The sequence below is a fragment of the Tahibacter amnicola genome (assembly GCF_025398735.1).
Lineage (GTDB): Bacteria > Pseudomonadota > Gammaproteobacteria > Xanthomonadales > Rhodanobacteraceae > Tahibacter > Tahibacter amnicola.
On sequence record NZ_CP104694.1, the window covers coordinates 4820631 to 4839810 of the forward strand.

Annotated in this window: 18 protein-coding genes; 12 read left to right on the plus strand and 6 right to left on the minus strand. The window is 64.8% G+C overall.

The window, feature by feature from the left end; translation table 11 throughout:
- Positions 1 to 62: 62 nt before the first annotated feature.
- The 8 genes from N4264_RS18870 (at position 63) to dnaE (ending at position 10423) form a co-directional block, all read left to right on the plus strand.
- The gene (locus N4264_RS18870) at positions 63 to 602 is read left to right on the plus strand and encodes an OmpH/Skp family outer membrane protein (RefSeq protein ID WP_261693782.1); all 540 of its coding nucleotides are present in this window, start codon (positions 63 to 65) and stop codon (positions 600 to 602) included.
- A complete protein-coding gene (gene lpxD, locus N4264_RS18875; protein ID WP_261693783.1) occupies positions 599 to 1627 on the plus strand; it encodes a UDP-3-O-(3-hydroxymyristoyl)glucosamine N-acyltransferase in 1029 nt (342 codons plus the stop codon). Before N4264_RS18870 ends, lpxD begins: the two co-directional genes overlap by 4 nt.
- On the plus strand, positions 1624 to 2091 hold the full coding sequence (gene fabZ, locus N4264_RS18880; RefSeq protein WP_261693784.1) for a 3-hydroxyacyl-ACP dehydratase FabZ: 468 nt from the start codon (positions 1624 to 1626) through the stop codon (positions 2089 to 2091). Before lpxD ends, fabZ begins: the two co-directional genes overlap by 4 nt.
- Complete coding sequence (lpxA, locus tag N4264_RS18885; RefSeq protein WP_261693785.1) at positions 2091 to 2861, plus strand: acyl-ACP--UDP-N-acetylglucosamine O-acyltransferase; 771 nt, start codon at positions 2091 to 2093, stop codon at positions 2859 to 2861. The genes fabZ and lpxA overlap by 1 nt, the downstream gene beginning before the upstream one ends.
- A 111-nt stretch (positions 2862 to 2972) precedes the next feature.
- Complete coding sequence (gene lpxB / locus N4264_RS18890; RefSeq protein ID WP_261693786.1) at positions 2973 to 4232, plus strand: lipid-A-disaccharide synthase; 1260 nt, start codon at positions 2973 to 2975, stop codon at positions 4230 to 4232.
- A gap of 48 nt (positions 4233 to 4280) precedes the next feature.
- Complete coding sequence (locus N4264_RS18895; protein WP_261693787.1) at positions 4281 to 6002, plus strand: LTA synthase family protein; 1722 nt, start codon at positions 4281 to 4283, stop codon at positions 6000 to 6002.
- The gene (gene rnhB, locus N4264_RS18900; protein ID WP_425508286.1) at positions 5999 to 6604 is read left to right on the plus strand and encodes a ribonuclease HII; all 606 of its coding nucleotides are present in this window, start codon (positions 5999 to 6001) and stop codon (positions 6602 to 6604) included. Before N4264_RS18895 ends, rnhB begins: the two co-directional genes overlap by 4 nt.
- Before the next feature lie 267 nt (positions 6605 to 6871).
- Positions 6872 to 10423: a DNA polymerase III subunit alpha gene (gene dnaE / locus N4264_RS18905; protein ID WP_261693789.1), complete on the plus strand. Its 3552-nt coding sequence runs from the start codon at positions 6872 to 6874 to the stop codon at positions 10421 to 10423.
- Positions 10424 to 10484: 61 nt separating this feature from the next.
- On the opposite strand, the gene N4264_RS18910 is transcribed toward dnaE, so the two are convergent.
- The 4 genes from N4264_RS18910 to N4264_RS18925 form a co-directional block, all read right to left on the minus strand.
- On the minus strand, positions 10485 to 11339 hold the full coding sequence (locus tag N4264_RS18910; protein ID WP_261693790.1) for a hypothetical protein: 855 nt from the start codon (positions 11337 to 11339) through the stop codon (positions 10485 to 10487).
- Positions 11340 to 11409: 70 nt separating this feature from the next.
- Entirely contained in the window at positions 11410 to 12408 is a 999-nt protein-coding gene (locus tag N4264_RS18915) for a hypothetical protein (RefSeq protein ID WP_261693791.1), read from the minus strand.
- Positions 12409 to 12610: 202 nt separating this feature from the next.
- Positions 12611 to 13021 carry a hypothetical protein gene (locus N4264_RS18920; RefSeq protein WP_261693792.1) on the minus strand — a complete coding sequence of 137 codons (411 nt, stop codon included), beginning with the start codon at positions 13019 to 13021 and terminating at the stop codon, positions 12611 to 12613.
- The gene (locus N4264_RS18925) at positions 13018 to 13419 is read right to left on the minus strand and encodes a hypothetical protein (protein ID WP_261693793.1); all 402 of its coding nucleotides are present in this window, start codon (positions 13417 to 13419) and stop codon (positions 13018 to 13020) included. Before N4264_RS18925 ends, N4264_RS18920 begins: the two co-directional genes overlap by 4 nt.
- Before the next feature lie 250 nt (positions 13420 to 13669).
- On the opposite strand from N4264_RS18925, the gene N4264_RS18930 reads away from it, so the two are divergent.
- Complete coding sequence (locus N4264_RS18930; RefSeq protein ID WP_261693794.1) at positions 13670 to 14728, plus strand: toxin-antitoxin system YwqK family antitoxin; 1059 nt, start codon at positions 13670 to 13672, stop codon at positions 14726 to 14728.
- A 67-nt stretch (positions 14729 to 14795) separates the two neighbouring features.
- Here N4264_RS18930 and N4264_RS18935 read toward each other — a convergent pair whose 3' ends face one another.
- A complete protein-coding gene (locus N4264_RS18935) occupies positions 14796 to 15215 on the minus strand; it encodes a hypothetical protein (protein ID WP_261693795.1) in 420 nt (139 codons plus the stop codon).
- A 150-nt stretch (positions 15216 to 15365) separates the two neighbouring features.
- On the opposite strand from N4264_RS18935, the gene N4264_RS18940 reads away from it, so the two are divergent.
- Both N4264_RS18940 and N4264_RS18945 read left to right on the plus strand, forming a co-directional pair.
- Complete coding sequence (locus N4264_RS18940) at positions 15366 to 16163, plus strand: helix-turn-helix domain-containing protein (protein WP_261693796.1); 798 nt, start codon at positions 15366 to 15368, stop codon at positions 16161 to 16163.
- 20 nt (positions 16164 to 16183) lie between these two features.
- The gene (locus tag N4264_RS18945) at positions 16184 to 16975 is read left to right on the plus strand and encodes an alpha/beta fold hydrolase (RefSeq protein WP_261693797.1); all 792 of its coding nucleotides are present in this window, start codon (positions 16184 to 16186) and stop codon (positions 16973 to 16975) included.
- 17 nt (positions 16976 to 16992) lie between these two features.
- Here N4264_RS18945 and N4264_RS18950 read toward each other — a convergent pair whose 3' ends face one another.
- The gene (locus N4264_RS18950; RefSeq protein ID WP_261693798.1) at positions 16993 to 18375 is read right to left on the minus strand and encodes a hypothetical protein; all 1383 of its coding nucleotides are present in this window, start codon (positions 18373 to 18375) and stop codon (positions 16993 to 16995) included.
- A 101-nt stretch (positions 18376 to 18476) separates the two neighbouring features.
- Here N4264_RS18950 and N4264_RS18955 point away from each other — a divergent pair, with 101 nt between their 5' ends.
- Positions 18477 to 19169, plus strand: a complete 693-nt coding sequence (locus tag N4264_RS18955) for an AIM24 family protein (protein ID WP_261693799.1) — start codon at positions 18477 to 18479, stop codon at positions 19167 to 19169.
- The last annotated feature ends 11 nt before the right edge of the window (positions 19170 to 19180 follow it).

A 19180-nucleotide genomic window follows, 5' to 3' on the forward strand; every position in this document is an offset into this window, starting at 1 on the left:
CATCACGCAACGCCGGAGGCCGCAGCAGCGTCCGGCTTGCAACCCGAAGCGAGGGAGGACGCGTGGGCCAGCACGCAGGCGGACCATGGATACTTGCAGCGGCGCTGGCGCTGCTGCCGGCGCTCGCCTGGGCCCAGGGCGGCAACAAGCTCGGCTACGTCGACATGAAGCGCCTGCTCGACAACGCGCCGCAGGTCCAGGCCGGCCGCGACCGGCTGCAGCAGGAATTCAACGCCCGCGACGCGGCATTGAAAGTCGATGAGGCGCGGCTGGCAGAGCTGAAGAAAGTCTTCGAACGCGACGGCGCCCTGCTGTCGAAGGCCGATGCGGATACGCGCAAGCGCGAGATCGACGCCCTCGAGCGCAGCGTCAGACGCACCCGCGAGGAACTGCGCGCGGAACTGAAGACGCGCAGCGACCAGGAGCTCGACAAGAGCTGGCAGGCGATCAACAACGCCGTCGTCGAATACGCGCGCGAGCAGGGCCTGGACCTGGTCGTCCCCAGCCCCGTGGTCTACGCCGACCCGCGCATCGACATCACCGACCGCGTCCTTGACCGGCTGCGCCGCAACTACCAATCCCATCAGGCCAAACAACCATGAGCGCAACGACCGTCTGGCGCCTGGGCGATATCGCGCAGCGATTCGGCCTGGAGCTCCGCGGCGACGCGGACCTGCCCATCTGTGGCATTGCCACCCTCTCCGCGGCGGGCCCCAACCAGCTGAGCTTTCTGTCCAACCCGCAGTACCGCAACCAGCTGCAGACAACCCGCGCCGCTGCCGTCATCCTGCGGGAGGACGACGCTGCGCTGCGCGAGGGCGCCGCACTCGTGGCGCGCGACCCCTACGTGACCTACGCCAAGGTGGCCGCCCTGTTCGAATCCCTGCCGGCCGCCCTGCCGGGGGTCCACCCCACTGCCGTGGTCGATGCATCCGCACGGGTCCACCCGGATGCGAGTGTCGGCCCGCAGTGCGTCGTCGAGGCCGGCAGCGTGGTCGAGGCCGGCGCGATCCTCGGGCCCGGGTGCATTGTGGGTCCGGATTGCCATGTGGGCGCCCAGTGCCGCCTGACTGCCCGCGTCACGCTGGTCACCCGGGTGCGACTGGGCCGGCGAGTGCTGATTCATCCCGGTGCGGTGATCGGCTCGGACGGCTTCGGCATTGCCTTTGATCGCGACCATTGGGTCAAGGTGCCCCAGCTGGGGGGCGTGACGATCGGCGACGACTGCGAGATCGGCGCGAACTGCACCATTGACCGGGGCGCGCTGGAAGACACCCTGCTCGAGGACGACGTGCGCCTGGACAACCAGATCCAGATCGCCCACAACGTCGTCATCGGTGCACACACGGCCATGGCCGGCTGTTCGGCGGTGGCCGGCAGCGCCCGGATCGGGCGCTACTGTTTGATTGGCGGCGGTGCCGGTATCCTTGGCCACCTCTCGATCGCCGACCGGGTCACGGTTACGGCGATGAGCCTGGTCACCCACTCCATTCACGCCGCCGGCGAATACTCCTCGGGTACGCCCATCCAGGAGAACCGCCAGTGGCGTCGCAATGCTGCACGGTTTCGCCAGCTGGACGAGCTGGCGCGCCGCGTGAAAGCCATCGAAAAGGACGCTAAGCAATGAATGACTCGAACGCCGGCACGATGCTTCCCCTGGACGTGCGACGTATCTTCGACCTGCTGCCGCACCGCTATCCGTTCCTGCTCGTGGACCGCGTCACCGCCTTCGAGCCCGGCAAGCGCCTGACAGCCATCAAGAACGTGACTATCAACGAGCCGTTCTTCCAGGGTCATTTCCCCGGCAACCCCGTCATGCCCGGCGTGCTCATCATCGAGGCGCTGGCCCAGGCATCCGGCGTCCTTGTGCAGCTGTCGGCCCAGGCCGACCCCAATGCCCAGCCGCTGTTCTACCTGGTGAAGGTCGACAAGGCGCGCTTCTCGCGTATCGTTGCTCCCGGTGACCAGCTCGTCCTCCAGGTGGAACAGAAGCGCATGATCCGCAAGATGGGCCAGTTCTGGTGCCAGGCGCTGGTCGACGGCGAAGTCGTCGCCGAAGCGGAAATCCTGTGTGCGGAGCGCAACGACTGATGATTCATCCCACCGCCATCATCGACCCGGCCGCCCGCCTCGGCCAGAATGTCTCCGTCGGCGCGTATTCGATCATCGGCGCCGACGTGGAGATCGGTGACAACACCTGGATCGGTCCCCACGTCATCGTCGAAGGGCCTACGCGCATCGGCCGTGACAACCGTATCTGGCAGTACGCCTCGATCGGCGCCGCGCCGCAGGACAAGAAATTCCATGGCGAGAACGCGGTCCTGGAAATCGGCGATCGCAATGTGATCCGCGAGTTCGTCACGTTCCATCGCGGTACGGAAGATGGCGGCGGCGTTACACGCGTGGGCAACGACAACTGGCTGATGGCCTACGTCCACCTCGCGCACGATTGCATCGTCGGCAACAACACCACGTTTGCCAACGCCGCGTCGCTCGCCGGCCATGTCATCGTGGACGACTGGGTCACGCTCGGCGGATTCACCCTGGTGCACCAGTTCTGCCAGATCGGCGCGCACGCGTTCACGTCGATGGGATCGATCATCAACCGCGATGTGCCCCCCTACGTGACGGTGGCCGGCAGCTTTGCCGAGCCCAAAGGGATCAATGCCGAAGGCCTGCGCCGCCGCGGCTTTGACCCGGACCGCATCCTGTCGATCAAGCGCGCCTACAAGACGCTCTACAAATCCGGACTGCCGCTGGCGGACGCGCGCGAGGAACTGCTGCGCGCCTCCAGCGATGCACCGGACGTGAAGCTGCTGCTCGACTTCATCGAACGCAGCAAGCGCTCGCTCATCCGCTGACCGGCACCTCCGCCGGAGTGCCGCCGGCCCGGACTCGCCCGGGCCGGCGCACCGCGACGGTGCCGCACGCTGCAAGACTGAATCGCTGCCCTCCCTGACGGCGAACCCCGAGTGAATCCGACCGAATCCGCACCCCGTCCCCGACTTTTCGCGCTCGTTGCCGGCGAAGCCTCCGGTGACCTGCTCGGGGCCGACCTGATCCGCGCCCTGCGCGTCCGCTATCCGGACGCCCGCTTCGTGGGCATCGGCGGCGACCAGATGATCGCCGCCGGCCTGGAGGCGTGGTATCCCGCGGAAAAGTTGTCGGTAATGGGCCTGGTGGAGGTGCTCAAGCACCTGGCAGAGCTGCTGCGCATTCGCGCAGATGTTTCCCGGCGCATCCAGGCACTCAAACCCGACGCCTTCATCGGCATCGACGCCCCGGACTTCAACCTCGGGCTGGAAAAGAAACTCAAGACGGCTGGCATCCGCACCGTGCACTACGTCAGTCCGTCGGTCTGGGCCTGGCGCGAAGGGCGCGCGGCGAAGATCGGCCGCAGCGCCGACGTGGTGCTGTGCCTGTTTCCGATGGAACCGCCGATCTACGCGCGGTATCACGTCACCGCACGCTTTGTCGGCCATCCCCTGGCGGACCGTTTTCCGCTGGTGAATGAACACCATGCAGCCCGGCGCACACTCGGTCTTTCCGACGACGCCCCCGTCCTGGCGCTGTTGCCGGGCAGTCGACTGGGGGAGATCGAACGGCTGGGTGCCATCTTCATCGAAGCAGCACGGCGCTGCGCGAAAGCCATTCCCGGCCTGCAGATCGTCGCACCGATGGCGACCGAGGCCTGCCGTGCCCGATTCTCGGCCCTGATGTCCGCAACACCAGATACCGATGACGCGCAGCCGGATACCCCGATCCGGCTGCTGGACGGCAACGCGCATCTGGCCATGCAGGCCGCGGATGTCGTCCTGCTGGCATCCGGCACGGCCGCCCTGGAGGCCATGCTGGCGAAGCGTCCGATGGTGGTGGCCTACAAAGTGGCCGCCTGGACGTATCGGCTCGTCACCTGGTTCAAGCTGATGCGCACGACGCGCTTTTCCCTGCCCAATGTGCTGGCCGGGCGTGAGCTGGTGCCGGAGATCCTGCAGGATGCCTGCACGGCGCCCGCCCTGGCGGACGCGCTGCTGCAGCTGTTTGGCGACGCATCGGCGCGGATGGCACTGCTGGCGGAATTCGAGCGGCTGCACCGCACGCTCCACGGCGCGCCGGGATCGCACGCCGCTGACGTGGTCAGCGCGCTGGTCGAGGGCCGTCCGCTGGACCCACCGTCATCCTCGGACGCCCCCCTGTCTGACAGCCAACGCGCTCCCCTGCCGCCCCATTGACCCTCATCCGGGCCAACGTCACCATGCGCGCCACTTCGCCCTCTCGTGATGGCAATGCCCCTTCTTCCCGTCATTGATCGCCGCAGTTGGTTGTTGCACCTGCTGGCCATCATTGCCTATGGCGCGATGGTGCTTTACGGCCCCCTGGCAGAAGGCACTCCGGAAGAACGCACGTATACGCTGGTCCTGAGCGGCAGCGTGGCACTGCTGGCGGCCTTCACCACGCGACGCTTCGCCTTCAGCCTCATCGCCAGCGCCGGCCTGTTTATCCTCATTCTCACCAGCAGCGTGCTCAAGGTGACCTACCTCACCACGCCCCTGCTCGCGCCCGACCTCGTCTATTTCGCCAATCTCGAAACGCTGGAAGTCTTCGCACGTTATCCCCTGATCCTGATCGCCAGTTTTGCCGGCCTCGTGGCGCTGCCGCTCAGCCTCGGAGGCATCTGGCGGATCGATCGCCCCCGGCTCTTCAGTGGGCTGCGGCGTTGGCCACGCATCGTCGTCCTTTCGCTCGGCGCCGGTCTTTCCGCTGTCGCCCTGTTTGCCACGCTCAATCCGCGCGGGCCCTTCATGCATGTCTACGGCAAAGGCATGTGGGCCGCGATGAACGACAAGAGCTACCTCACCGATTTCTTCATCTCGTTTTATGCCACCCAGATCGAGCCACCCAAGCTCGTCAAGGATGCGGCTTCGCGCCAGGTGTGGAACGAACAGGTGGCCAGCGTCGGCGATCCGCGCCAACGCCCGGACATCGTCGCCGTGCTGCAGGAGAGCACCTTCGACCCCAGCATGCTGGTGGAATGCCGCCTGCCCGTGTGCAAGCGGCGACTGTTCCAGGTCGACAAGCGCACGCGCGCCCACGGGTTGCTGCAGGTGCATACCTGGGGCGGCGGCACCTGGACCAGTGAATTTGCCTTCCTGACCAGCATGGCGCACGTGCTGTTCGGCAACGCAGGGCTCTATGCACCGTTCAACCTGGCGCCACGCGTGGCCTACAGCCTGCCGCGCGCGCTCAAGGAGAACGGCTACCGAACCATCGCGATCTACCCGATGTCCGGCAGCTTTATCAATGCACGCAACGCCTACAATTTCTACGGCTTCGACACCTTTTACGACGGAACGACCTACGGGCTGGGCTGGGATTCCAACGACTTCGACCTCCTGAAAGTCTTCAACCGTATTTACGAAGACGAAAAGCGCGCCCATTCGACGCAGCCGCTTTTCATCTTCATGCTGACCCTGCACCAGCACGGTCCGCACATGACGCCCCTGCGTGACCTGCCCTCCCCCTATAACAAGCCCCTGTTTCCCAAGCGCCTCAATCCCTGGCTCAATCTCAACCTCGGCAATTACCTCGAACGCCTGGAACAATCCGAACAGGCCATGGCCCAGCTGGAACAAAAGCTCTTTGCCAGCGACCGTCGCACCGTGCTCATGCACTTCGGCGATCACCAGCCCTCCTTCGACGGCGCGATCAATGCGCTGGAAAAGAAAGTGCCCAAGGGCGTGAAAGACCCCACCAAGGTCACCTATTACATGCTGAAGTCGAACTTCCCGCTGCGCCGGAAGATCGACTTCCCCGTGCTGGACATCATCTATCTCGGCTCATTGCTGCTGGATGTGGCCGACTTGCGCAAGGACGACTTCTACGAGGCCAGCGCCTTGCTGCGTGACCGCTGCGAAGGCCGCTATTTCGACTGCAAGGAGCCGGCATTGCTTGAGTCGTATCACGACTATGTCTTTGGCACGATCGGCGCCCTGAGGGAATGACGATGACCAAGGCCGCGCGCTCCCGTCTCCATGTCGCCGGTGTCGACGAGGCCGGTCGCGGGCCGCTGGCGGGCCCTGTCCTGGTCGCCGCCGTCATTCTCGACCCGAAAAAGCCGATCGACGGACTGGCCGATTCCAAGCAGCTCACCGAAGCCCGCCGGGAGGCATTGGAGCCACTGATCCGCGAACGCGCGCTGGCGTACAGCATCGTCGAGGTCGACGTCGAGGCCATCGACCGCCTCAACATCTTCCATGCCACGATGCACGGAATGGCGCAGGCTCTCGTGCAGCTGGCGATCGAACCGGCGCTAGCATTGATCGATGGAAACCACCTGCCGAAGAACCTGCGCTGCGACGCACGCGCCGTGGTCGGCGGTGACGCGCTGGAACCGGCCATCAGCGCGGCTTCGATCCTGGCAAAAGTGACGCGCGACCGGCTCATGGTCGCGCTGGACGAACGCCACCCCGGCTATGGCTTCTCCAGTCACAAGGGCTACGGCACGCCCGAGCACCTGGATGCCCTGCGACGTCTTGGCCCATGTCTTGCGCACCGGCGCAGTTTTGCCCCCGTGCAGGCGACTCTGCAGCCGAGCCTGTTCTAACGAAGATTCGGGCACGCCGCCGGATTGAACTCCTGCCGACGTCAACATACCGCCCGCCGAACATTGGCTTTGCCCGCGTTTGACCGCCCACTCCCCTTGATTCAAGGGGGCCCCGAAACACCAAAGCTTGCGGCCTTGTGCAGGGTTTTCCGTAGGGCGGCGGGCCCGCAACCGCAAAGCCTGCGCGACGCATCGTGCCTTTGACGGCGTCAAGCCTTGCCCGCGTCGCGCTGCCGCACTACCCTGCGCCACCGAGCCGTACACCCCATGACCGCACGATTTGTCCATCTGCATGTCCACAGCGAGTATTCGCTGGTGGATTCCACGATCCGCATCTCGTCGCTGGTTTCCGCCTGCGCGAAAGCGGACCTGCCTGCGCTCGCCCTGACCGACCAGGCCAACCTCTTCGCTCTGGTCAAGTTCTACAAGGAATGTGAAAAGGCCGGCGTCAAGCCGATCGCCGGTGCCGACGTGTGGGTCGCCAATCCGGCCGACCGCAACAAGCCGACACGCCTGACCCTGCTGTGCCAGAACCGCACGGGGTACCTCAACCTGTCGCGCCTGGTGTCGCGGGCCTATGTGGAAGGCCAGCACGGCGATTTCGCCCAGATCGACCCGGCCTGGTTCAGCGGACAGACGGAAGGCCTGATCGCCCTCCTGGGGCGTGAAAGCGACCTGGCTCACCTGATTCTCGCCGGTAAGCCGGAAGCGGCCGCAGAACGCTGCGGCTTCTGGCTGGCCCATTTCAACGACCGCCTGTACCTGGAGATCTCGCGCGTCGGCCACGCCAGCGAGGCGGCGTTCAACGAGGGCGCACTGCATGTCGCGGCCCTCGTGGATTGCCCGGTCGTGGCCACCAATGACGTGCGCTTTCTCGAAAAGCAGGATTTCAACGCCCACGAAGCGCGCGTGTGCATCCACCAGGGCCGCGTGCTGGCCGATCCCAAGCGGCCGCGCGACTATACGCCCGAGCAGTACCTCAAGTCGCCCGATGAAATGGCGGCGCTGTTCGCCGATATTCCCGAGGCGCTGCAGAACAGTGTAGAAATCGCAAAACGCTGCAATCTGGAACTATCCTTCGGCACCTACTACCTGCCGGCGTTCCCGGTGCCGCCCGAGCACACGCTCGACACCTTCATCCGCGAACAGGCGCGCCAGGGTCTGGCTGCACGACTGGCCAAGCACGGCCCGGCCGCCGGCCGCACCACCGAGGAGTACGCCGAGCGTCTGGAGGTGGAAGTCGACGTCATCGTCAAGATGGGCTTCCCGGGCTACTTCCTGATCGTCGCCGACTTCATCAACTGGGCCAAGCAGAATGGCATTCCCGTAGGACCAGGGCGCGGATCCGGCGCCGGTTCGCTGGTCGCCTACTGCCTGGGCATCACGGACCTGGATCCACTGCCCTACGACCTGCTGTTCGAGCGATTCCTCAATCCCGAACGCGTCTCCATGCCCGACTTCGACGTCGACTTCTGCATGGACCGTCGCGACGAGGTCATTGACTACGTCGCCCGCGCCTACGGTCGCGACCACGTCAGCCAGATCATCACCTACGGCACCATGGCGGCGAAGGCCGCGGTGCGTGACTGCGGCCGCGTGCTGGGACACCCCTACGGGTTCGTCGACGGTATCGCCAAGCTCATCCCGATGACCCTGGGCATCACGCTCGACGATGCCCTGGGCCGCTCGGACAAGTCCAGGAAAGACAGCTCGCTGAGCTCGTCCGAACTGATCCAGCGTTACCAGGAAGAGGAAGAGGTCAAGGCACTGCTCGACCTCGCCTGCGAACTGGAAGACCTCACGCGAAATGCCGGCAAGCACGCCGGCGGCGTCGTGATCGCGCCGTCGCAGCTGACGGACTTCGCGCCGCTCTACTGTGAAGCCGGGGGCACCGGCGTCGTCACCCAGTTCGACAAGGACGACGTCGAATCGGTGGGCCTGGTGAAGTTCGACTTCCTGGGCCTGCGCACGCTCACCATCATCGACTGGGCGGTGAAGGCCATCAATGCCCGCCGCGCCCGCTCCGGCCTGGAACCCGTCGACATCACGGCCATCCCGATCGATGATGCCGACAGTTACAAGCTGCTGAAGTCCTGCGCCACCACCGCCGTGTTCCAGCTCGAATCGCGCGGCATGAAGGAGCTGATCAAGAAGCTCCAGCCGGACACATTCGAAGACATCATCGCGCTCGTGGCGCTGTTCCGCCCCGGCCCGCTGCAGTCGGGCATGGTGGACGACTTCATCAACCGCAAACACGGGCGTGCCGAAGTCACCTACCCGCATCCCAAGCTCGAACCGGTGCTCAAGCCGACCTACGGCGTCATCGTGTACCAGGAACAGGTGATGCAGATCGCCCAGGTGCTCGCCGGCTATACGCTCGGCGGCGCCGATCTCCTGCGTCGCGCCATGGGCAAGAAGAAGCCCGAGGAGATGGCCAAGGAGCGCGTCAAGTTCGAAGCCGGCTCTGCCGAGAACGGCGTCGATGCGCAGCTGGCGACCTCCATCTTCGACCTGATGGAAAAATTCGCCGAGTACGGTTTCAACAAATCGCACTCGGCCGCCTACGCCCTGGTTTCCTACCAGACCGCCTGGCTCAAGGCGCATTTCCCGGCCGAATTCATGGCCGCGGTGCTGTCCTCGGACATGGACAACACCGACAAGGTGGTGAACTTCCTCGACGAAACACGCGCCATGAACCTGCGCGTGCTGCCGCCCGATGTGAATGCGTCCGCGTACATGTTCGAGGCGCTGGACAATGGCGCCATCCGTTATGGCCTGGGCGCCATCAAGGGCGTCGGCCAGGGGGCCTGCGAGAACATCGTCGCCGAACGCGAGCGCGGCGGAAACTACCGCGACCTGCTCGACTTCTGCCAGCGTGTCGACCTGCAGAAGCTCAACAAACGCGTGCTCGAAGCGCTGATCAACGCCGGCGCACTCGATGCGCTCGCACCGAATCGTGCCTCGCTGATGGCACAGCTGCCCGAAGTAGTGAAGGCGGCCGAACAGCACCTGCGCGACCGCATCGCCGGCCAGAACGACATGTTCGGCGCCTCCAGCCCGGCCGCACCGGTGCTCGACTTGCCGGTGGTGGACGAGTGGCCGCTGGAGCAGCGCCTGTCCGGCGAGCGCGAGACACTCGGGCACTACCTGTCGGGCCATCCCACGGATTCGTGGAAATCACAGCTGCTCCAGCTGGCCACCTGCCCGCTGGGCGAGATCGAACAAAAGTACCAGCCGCCCAAGTTCAAGAAAAAAGACGACGACGAGAACAACCGGTTCCGCCGGGGACCGGATACGCCCTGGACTGTTGCCGGTCAGGTCGTGGGGCTGCGCAAGCGTGGCGATACCATGGCCTTCGTCCAGCTCGAGGACTGGAGCGGCCGCATCGAGGTCAGCTTCTTCCGCGAGGCCTTCGTCGAGTTCAGCCCGCTGCTGACGCGGGACGCGATTCTCGTCGTCGAGGGCGGACTGTCCTTCGACGACTTCTCCAACGCGCATCAGGTGCGCGCACGCAGCGTGCTGACCCTGGAACAGGCCTGCGAGCGTTTCGCGCGGCATGTCCGTCTGCAATTGAACGGTGTCGGCCCGGCATTTGCCGACACGCTGCGCAACACCTTGCTGAGCTACCGTGGCGGCCAGACCCCTGTTCGCCTGGGCTATGCCAACCGCTACGCCAAGGCCGAGCTGGAACTGGGCAGCGAGTGGCGCGTCCGTGCGGGTCCCGACCTCACGCGTGCCCTGACAAAGCTCGACGGCGTGGTGAATGTCGACCTGCAGCTCGCGCGCGCCGTCGTTCCCGGCAACAGCAGCAAGGAATAGTCCGCTGCCGGCATGAGCCCATGCCGGCAGCCTGCTACAACAACCGCAGTATTCTCACCTGTCAGCGCGCGTACATCCGCAGCGCGCGGAGAATCGCATCCGGCCCACCCGCCCAGGAAACGGTCGTATCACCGACGCAGAAGCGCGCTTCCATATTGTTATTGGCGTAGGTATTGAAGCCGCCGTTGATGCCCCTGAAGCTCAACACATAGGCGACGCGGGCATTATCGACAACCGTCCAGCGCAACGCGTCCGGATTGTTCGAGTTGATGCGGAACACGAAGATGTAGTCGATGTCGCTGGCATCGCCATCGTCGCAGATCGTCGGGTGCGTGAGCCACGCCACCGCGTTAGTCAGGGGCCGATCACGCCGATTGTCTTCCTCTACCGTCTGACGCCAGCAGAACGGCGCAGCGTGCGGATCACAGGCGAGAATCGTATTGCCGATCTTCTTGCTGGCATTCGCTGCGGCAGACGTATCTTCCACACCTTCTTCCGCGATCGCCTGCATGGCGGCAATCACTAACTCGTGCTGCTCTGCCGTCAGCTTCGCACCGAACGCGCTGGCCTGTTCGGCGGTGATCCGGTTGTCCACCAGAGCACGGGCAAACGCGATGAGATTCTTTTCAGACAGGGCGCCCGCCGCACCCGCGTCCACGATCAACACCTCTGCCGCAGCGGAATCCACCGCTTTTTCCGGCTGCGCCAGAGCCGATCCCGACGCCAGCACCAGCACAGCCAGAGCGGCCGGGAGTTGCTTCTGGAAAACATTTTTCATACACATCTCCGTTTTTCGAACATTGCCGAACGACACCTTGTCGACGGCGGCGCCGCGCAGATCACGCGGCGTCAGGTCGCAGTACGCAGTCCGGCGCCAGTTTGTCCGCGGAGCGGAATTCGCCCGGAGAATGCGCATTTCCGGCAACCTCACGAATGGCAACCGGCAGCACGGGCTGCCGGTTCGCGTACCTTGCGGAACCTACGACTTAACGGTTGTACAGGCGCAGCTGCCGCATGATCGCTTCCGGGCCGCCGGCCAGGAACACCGTGAAGTCGCCCATGCATACGCGTGCTTCGTTATTGTTGTATCCATGAGAACTGAAACCGTCTGCATCCTGCCGCAACTTCAGGATGCCACCGAGCGCCCAGTCGTCGACGACCTGCCAGCGCAGGCGATCCGGATCCATGGAATTGATGCGGAACATGAAGATGTAGTCGTTGTCGTCGGGATTACCGTCGCAGACGGTCAGGTTCCGGGTCCAACCGACGGCACTGACTCGCGGCCCTCCATTTGAACCGCCCTCTGCCTGAATTCCCTGTTTCCAGCAAGCCGGAGCCGCTGCCGGATCACACGCCATCACCGTATTGCCGACTTTTTCATTGCGCGCACGGTCCGTCAGTTGCGCTTCGAGCGCACCGTCCTTCAGCGCCTGGATTGCCGCGAGCACGTAGTCGCGCTGATCAGCAGAAAGACGACCGATGAACTCATCGGATTGCGCTTCGCTCAACTGATTGCCCAACAACGCCTGCGCAAATTCAATCAGATCCCCCTTGCTCAAGGCCGCAGGGGTAATGCCCGGCTTGAACACCACAATGTTCGAGGGATCAGCCGGACTGGCCACGCCCGGGCCGAACACCACGATGTTCGAACGATCGGCCGGATTGGCGGCAGCGCCGGAACCGGCACCGAAAACGACGATATTCGAGCGGTCCACGGGCGCAGCAGCTTCGGAGCGCCCCGGCCCGAACACCACGATATCCGCGGTCGGGTTCGGGTAGACGGCGGTACCGGATGCACCCGGACCGAATACAACGATGTTTCCGGACGCGTCACGGTTGACCGGCGCCGCGGTGGCGCCCGTCTTGCCGCCGCCGAAGACGACGATATCCGGTGACTGGCCGTCGGACGACGCCGCATGCGCGCCGGCCGACAGCACGAGCACGCTGATCAATGCCGCCAGCGGCTTCTGAATGGCAATCTTCATGGTTCTCTCCGTTGGGTCACACCGCCCGCTGCGCCATTGCAGCCGACGGGGTGGCGCACTGCGCGCGGCACCGGAACGGAGTACGAGAACCCACGGAGAAACTTTCGGTCAGCGACGGAATGTGATCCGCGAGCAGGTGAAACGGGCCGACGGTGACGGCGCGCCGTCACCGTTCGCGTGGGACGCGGGTACGCCGTAACGCCTAGTCGCAGGCCAATCCGTCGATTCGGGTCAAGCGTTCCAGCGTCATGGTTCCTGACGCGGTGAACGCGGGGTCCGTCGATGCCCAGCTCACCGAGCCGTGGTCGCAATCGGTGAAGGTGAAGGTCAAGGTACCCCAGGCGCTAACCGTCACATTGGCCGGATTGAAATTCGGTGGGAACCGCCCGTTCAACGCCCGGTTTACGTTCATGACGACGCGGTTCTGCGTGATCGGTCCCGCAGCACTGATCCAGACCTGGTTGCCGGCGTTATCAAAGGTGAACCAGAAGGCCGTGACGATGCCGCCCGGCAACACTTCCAACTGGAAACCGTGGCCATTCTGGGCCGGGTCGTACCAGTTCCCGGTGATCCCCGGCCGGACTTCAAACGCATTGACGGGTACGCCCGTCACGCTTCCGGACACGATCCGGCGGAACGGGTTGCAATTGAAGCATTCCCCCCGCCGCTGCCGCCGAAGGCGGTCTCAAGATTCAGTGCGACCGTGCCGCCGGCGTTCGTGAGGGCGACATTCGGCGTTACACGCAATTGCCGGAATGATCCCGTGAGGTAAAACACTATCGTGGGCAGCGGATTGCCCAGGCTCGTATCCAGTGCCGCCGAACCGTTGGAGCTGGTGTAGGACAACGCCGGAAAGGCCGCCACGTTTCCACCGGCAACGCTGACATTCCAGCTCGACAGGCTGCCCGTTGATGCATCGAAGACAAACGAACCGCTGACGGTGCCCTCATCATTGAACCGCACGTCGGACAAGGTCCAGCGCACCGGTGCGGCGTGGACCAGCGCACTCATGAAACACACTATGCACACCAGAAAACCCGCAAGACGACGCATGCAGACAGCCCATGTTCCAGTCACGGCACACCTCCGCTCAGTCGGTTTGCGCACCTTAGCGAAGTTGTGCGACCCGTGCGATCACCGTTGGCCACGACAGGCCTGGCAGCAGCCTCATCCGTTCGGAAGTATCGCCGCCCAACGTTGTAGGCTGTGAAAACCGATTGCGCCCCCGATGGCCCCGCCCTCTACTCAAGGAGCTGCTCCGATGCGCCGCACGACCATCCTTGCCACCCTGCTGCTGGGCATGAGCATGTCTGGTGCCGCCGCCGCGCGGCGCTGCGAGATCAACGGAATCGACGTCAATCCCGACAATGGCGCCACCACGGCCGGCAAGACCGGAATCCTCAAGTGCTACCGCGACGATGGAACCCTCTGGCAGGAACGGGAGCTTCGCGACGGCACCCACATCGGGCTCGACCGCACGACACGCGAGGATGGCTCGATCTCGGAGCGGCAGGTCAACGCCAACGGCAATACGGAAGGTGTAGCACGCGAATTCTATCCGGGCGGGCAGATCAAGCAGGAAGGTCGCTATGAAAACGGTTCCAGCATTGGCCTGCTGAAGAACTTCTATCCGGACGGCCGTCCATCGGCGTTGCGGTTCTACGCCAAGGCCGGATCTCAGGCGGCCGCGGCCATTGCCTACAACCGCGACGGTACCCTGCACGACCTGCGCTGTGCGGATCAGTCGGTGATGAGCGAGGACCGCGCCTACTGTGGCTACGGCAAGCCTGCGGAAGTCGATCTCATCGATGCGTCGGGCCGCCGCACGGAACACCGCACCTACCGCGACGGCCAATCGATAGCCGGTGAGAGCTTCGATGCACAGGGGCGCCGCAGGGAGTCATTTGAGCGAACCGGCAAGCGCGTGACCATCCGGAAGTATTTCGAGTCGGGCGAAGTGGCCAGCCAGTCCGTGCGCGAGGACGGTTTCGAGGTGGCCGCGAGCGAGTGGTACATGAATGGCCAGCTCAAGCAGCGGCTGGTGCGCGAGCCCGTGATGGACTCGCCAAAATCGACGGTGGAGCGATTCCGGGACAACGGCGTCCTCCATGTGCGCGAGGAATTTGTCGGCACCCGCAGCACGCGGGAGGAACGGTTCGATGAGAAGGGCGTCCGCGCCGAGGAATACACCTACGACGATGAGGGCCGCCCGACGCGCCACCGCAAGTTTGCCCCGGACGGGGGCGTGACCCTGGAGGAAGCGTTCTACCCCGACGGCTCGCGCAAACTGATCAAGGGGGAAGCCGCGATCGCACAGTAGCTCCCCCGGTCCTGGCAGGTGGCACGGAAAGATCCGCCGCCACCTGCCGAACGGATGGGGCTTGCGGTCATCCGGCGACGGCCGGCGCCATCGGCGTACGCCGCACCGCGACGAACTCCAGCTCGGCCAGCACGCCGACAGCGACCGCCTGCAGAATGACGAAGGCGTAACCGAGCGCGTTCGGCGTCGCCCATCCGGCAACCAGCAGCAATACGCTGTCGACCACCCACAGCGCATTGCCGGCGATGAGGACCATCACACCCGTCCTCGGCGGCACGGGACGACTGAGCAGCCAGCCAATCAGCGCCAGGAACGGGAGCAAGGCAATGCCGGCCGACTGCAGCAGCGTCGCGGGCAACTGGGTAAGGCGGGCAATCGGCGCCGCGTCGAATATCAGCAACGCCGCCATTGCCAGTCCGGCAATGCCGTCGACCCAGAGCACGTAGCGCAGGAAGTTCGGGTGGCGTAGGAAGTTCGTGATCGTCATGGTCGTCTCCTCGTGGAATCTGCGGCACATGCTCGGATTCGGAGGGAATCGGCGCAATTACGTGAGAGGTAATAGGATCGTGACGGCGGCACGGGTTATCGTCCGCACCACTGCCTGTCTGCGATCGTCGGGCGCGCCCCGGAGGTATCGATGTCCCAACCCGCCACTGTTGGACCGCTGCTGCGCGAATGGCGCCAGCGCCGGCACCTGAGCCAGCTTGACCTCGCCTGCAAGGTCGAGATGTCGTCCCGCCACCTCAGCTTTCTGGAAACCGGACGCTCCCTGCCCAGCCGGGCCATGCTGCTACGCCTGTGCGAACACCTGTCCTTGCCGCTGCGCGAACGCAATGCGTTGCTGCTGGCTGCCGGAATGGCGCCGGCGTTTCCGCAGCCGGCGCTGGAGGACCCCGATCTCGCAGCGGCGCGCCAGGCGATGGACCTCGTGCTGGCCGGGCACGAGCCCTATCCGGCACTCGCCGTGGACCGCCACTGGCATCTGATCGCGCATAACCGCGCCGTCGCACCGCTGCTGACGGGTGTTTCCCAGTCGTTGCTCCAGGCGCCCGCCAACGTGCTGCGCCTGAGCCTGCACCCCGAAGGGCTTGCGCCGGCTATTATCAATTTCCACGAGTGGAAGGATCACATCCTCCTGCGCCTGGAGCAGCAGGCAACGGTCACGGCGGATCCCGTCCTGCATGCCCTGCATGCGGAACTGGCCGCCTACCCGGCCCCGGCAGGGGCGTCGCAGGCGGATCACGCAACGGTCGAGCGGCCGGCCATGGTCGTTCCGTTCCGACTGCGCACCGCGCTGGGCGACCTGTCTTTCATCGGCACGACCACCGTCTTTGGCACACCGATGGCGGTGACGCTGGCGGAAGTCGCCATCGAGTCGTTCTTTCCAGCCGATGCGGCCACCAGCAACATCCTGCGGAAGCTGGCGGAAGGCTGAGGCACGCGCGGCTGCACTGCATGGACGATACGTTCCTTATTCCCACCGACCGAGGTCGCCTGTTCGCACGTCATTGGTACGGCGAGAGGAACGACGAAACGCTCGCTCCGGTCGTCCTGTTCCACGACTCGCTGGGATGTGTCGCCCTATGGCGGGACTTTCCCGCGCAGCTCGCGACCGCAACCCGTCGCCGCGTCATTGCCTATGACCGCCTGGGTTTCGGGCAGTCCGATGCCTACCCGGGAATCCTGGATGGCCAGTTCATGGCCCAGGAAGCGCAATACGCGCTGCCGGCGCTTGCACGCCACCTGGGCTTTTCCCGGTTCGTGGCGTTTGGCCACAGCGTCGGCGGTGCGATGGCGACGCATTGCGCGGGCGCCTTTCCTGACCAGTGCGAAGCATTGATTACCGAGTCGACGCAGGCCTTTGTCGAAGACCGCACGGTGGTGGGCATTCTTTCGGCGAAGACATCCTTCGCGAAGGACGGACAGCTCGCACGTCTGGCGAAGTACCACGGCGACAAGGCCGGCTGGGTGCTTCACGCCTGGATCGACACCTGGCTGGCACCGTCATTCGCGTCGTGGCAACTGGATCCGGCATTGGCACTCGTTCAGTGCCACATGCTTGCCATCCATGGCGACGAAGACGAATTTGGCACTACCCGGCACGCCGAACGTATCAGCACGCAGTCCGCAGGGCCTTCGACAGTCTGGCTCATTCCCGGCTGCGGACACGTTCCCCACCGGGAAATGCCGTGGCAGATCGCCAGCGCGGTGGCCCGTTTCCTGGACCGTACGTCGGCCGCAGCGTGAGCGACGCCAGCTGCCGGTCAATGCACGGGTCGTGACACCGGTTCCGGCGCCACCGCCGAAGGCACCGCAGCCGCCAGTCGGGAACCCGGCATCGGGAGCCGCACGACCTCATCGCCTTCCAGAAGTGTTGCCATCGTCACCTCCAGATAACTGTCGCGCCATTTCAGCGTGCCGGTGGTGTCGCGCAACTCCGCGGGGCGCTCATGCAACCGCGACGCGGCATCGCCCGGCTGGCGGCGAAGCCACAACAGGGTCGAGGTCGCCCGCAGCAGAGCGTCCAGGTCCAGCACCCGGCCGTAGTAGCGACTGAAATCCGGCGGGGCGATACCAATGATCACGCAGCCCACGGGATTGAACACCTTTTCGCCGAGGGAACACCCGGCAGGAACCCCTGCCGTCGCCGGTCTGCGCTCGCGCAGGCGTTGCTGGTGTCGCACGTCGCACCACTGGAAATAGGAGGGCGCCATATGCGCGATGACGTGTTGACGGTTCATGAAACGCCTGGCAATCCGTTCGCCCCACGCGGGCGTATCACTGTATACACCGCGTTCGGCATCCAGCACCGCGTCGGACATCATGGCGAATTCAGCGCGGATCTCGTCGCATTGCTCCAGTTCCGCATCCTGCAGCGGTGTGAACGCCGCTCCGCAGGCGGCAGGCATTTCGGCAGTGGTCGGCAACTCCGCCAGCATGTCAGCGAACAGCCTTGCCGACGCGGCAACAAACGCCGTGCCCAGCATGTCCACAATCAGGGCGTCGGTGTCGTCGCGCAGCCGCCGCCACGTCGCTGCGAAGCGGCATACCGCGTCCAGTCCCTCGGCATGGCGTCCCTCGACAAAGTCCAATGCGGCCGCGCTGAGTGCCAGCCGCCGGATTTCGCCTGCCGGGACCAGGGGCAGCGGCGCATCCACCGCCGCCGGCATGGGATTGCGCCACGACGTATAGGTCGCAAGAGCTGCGATACGCGCCAGGTAAGCCGAGTGCGCCTGCAGGGTTTGTCGTGCCGCATCGCGATGCTCGCGCACGAACCCCAGGCATCCGACTTTCCGGTCCCCGCATAAGGAAGCCTTTTCGGCGTCATCGAGTTTCTCCGGCTCCTGGCCCGCCACCCGTGCGCCGCTGAGCGTAATTGCCCGGCCCTGGGTGTGCTCCCGCATCACCTGTGCCACATCCGTGCGGGCCACCGAAAGGGCCTCTGTCGTGTCCACGGCATACTGGATGGTCCACAGGGCCGCATAGGCGTTGCCGGGATCATCCACATTTCCCGGTGTATAGGAGAGCGCCGCGATCTGACGTCGCTGCTCGTCCGTCACCCGCGGAAGCAGTTGCAGCCATTGAACAGCCAGCCATGCAATGAGCAGGACCAGCACCACGGCAGAAAATCGGCGCAGCGGACGCATGGAGATCTCCCGGAAGGCCCCGCGCACACTCTCCCCAACCGACGCTGCACCGTCAATCGGTGCTGTGCCACCATAGGGTGACTGCCCACCGGAGAACCGTCTTGACCATACGCAACGTCAACGAATTCCTCGCCGCCTCGCAGCAGAAGGACGCCAGCCAGGACGCCTTCGAGCTGGAAAGCCCGCACATGCTGGAAGTGAAGCTGAACGGCCGCGTCTGGGCCAAGGCCGGGTCGATGGTCGCGTACCGCGGCGCGGTGAATTTCGTGCGCCAGGGCATGCTGGAGCAGGGCCTGGGAAATCTGCTCAAGAAGGCCGTGTCCGGCGAGGGCACGCGGCTGATGAAGATGGAAGGCCAGGGGCGCGTATATCTGGCGGACCGCGGCAAGAAGATCCTGCTGCTGCGTCTGGCCGGTGAATCGATCGTGGTCAACGGCAATGACGTTCTGGCCTTCGAGGACGGCATCTCGAACGAAATCACGATGATGCGCAAGGTCGCCGGGATGCTCTCCGGTGGCCTGTTCAATATCCGGCTGTCGGGCCGCGGCATCGTCGCGATCAGCTGCCACTACGAGCCGCTGGCGTTGCCGGTGAAGCCCGGCCAGGCGGTATTCACGGATCCGAACTCGACCGTCGCGTGGTCCGGTTCGCTCACCCCTGATGTGGTCGCCAACATTTCCCTGGGCACGCTGATCGGCCGTGGGTCCGGCGAATCCATCCAGCTGAAGTTCTCCGGCACGGGCTGGGTCGTGGTGCAGCCCTACGAGGAAGTCTATATGCAGCGCCAGGGATAGCGCCGGCGTGG

Excerpts from the sequence above, each read along its gene's own strand:
- N4264_RS18915 (WP_261693791.1), bottom strand. The coding sequence starts at position 12,408 with ATGAAGATTGCCATTCAGAAGCCGCTGGCGGCATTGATCAGCGTGCTC.
- lpxD (WP_261693783.1), top strand. The coding sequence starts at position 599 with ATGAGCGCAACGACCGTCTGGCGCCTGGGCGATATCGCGCAGCGATTC.
- N4264_RS18945 (WP_261693797.1), top strand. The coding sequence starts at position 16,184 with ATGGACGATACGTTCCTTATTCCCACCGACCGAGGTCGCCTGTTCGCA.
- N4264_RS18930 (WP_261693794.1), top strand. The coding sequence starts at position 13,670 with ATGCGCCGCACGACCATCCTTGCCACCCTGCTGCTGGGCATGAGCATG.
- fabZ (WP_261693784.1), top strand. The coding sequence starts at position 1,624 with ATGAATGACTCGAACGCCGGCACGATGCTTCCCCTGGACGTGCGACGT.
- dnaE (WP_261693789.1), top strand. The coding sequence starts at position 6,872 with ATGACCGCACGATTTGTCCATCTGCATGTCCACAGCGAGTATTCGCTG.
- rnhB (WP_425508286.1), top strand. The coding sequence starts at position 5,999 with ATGACGATGACCAAGGCCGCGCGCTCCCGTCTCCATGTCGCCGGTGTC.
- N4264_RS18940 (WP_261693796.1), top strand. The coding sequence starts at position 15,366 with ATGTCCCAACCCGCCACTGTTGGACCGCTGCTGCGCGAATGGCGCCAG.
- N4264_RS18925 (WP_261693793.1), bottom strand. The coding sequence starts at position 13,419 with ATGAGTGCGCTGGTCCACGCCGCACCGGTGCGCTGGACCTTGTCCGAC.
- N4264_RS18935 (WP_261693795.1), bottom strand. The coding sequence starts at position 15,215 with ATGACGATCACGAACTTCCTACGCCACCCGAACTTCCTGCGCTACGTG.
- N4264_RS18910 (WP_261693790.1), bottom strand. The coding sequence starts at position 11,339 with ATGCGCATTCTCCGGGCGAATTCCGCTCCGCGGACAAACTGGCGCCGG.
- N4264_RS18950 (WP_261693798.1), bottom strand. The coding sequence starts at position 18,375 with ATGCGTCCGCTGCGCCGATTTTCTGCCGTGGTGCTGGTCCTGCTCATT.
- lpxA (WP_261693785.1), top strand. The coding sequence starts at position 2,091 with ATGATTCATCCCACCGCCATCATCGACCCGGCCGCCCGCCTCGGCCAG.
- N4264_RS18895 (WP_261693787.1), top strand. The coding sequence starts at position 4,281 with ATGGCAATGCCCCTTCTTCCCGTCATTGATCGCCGCAGTTGGTTGTTG.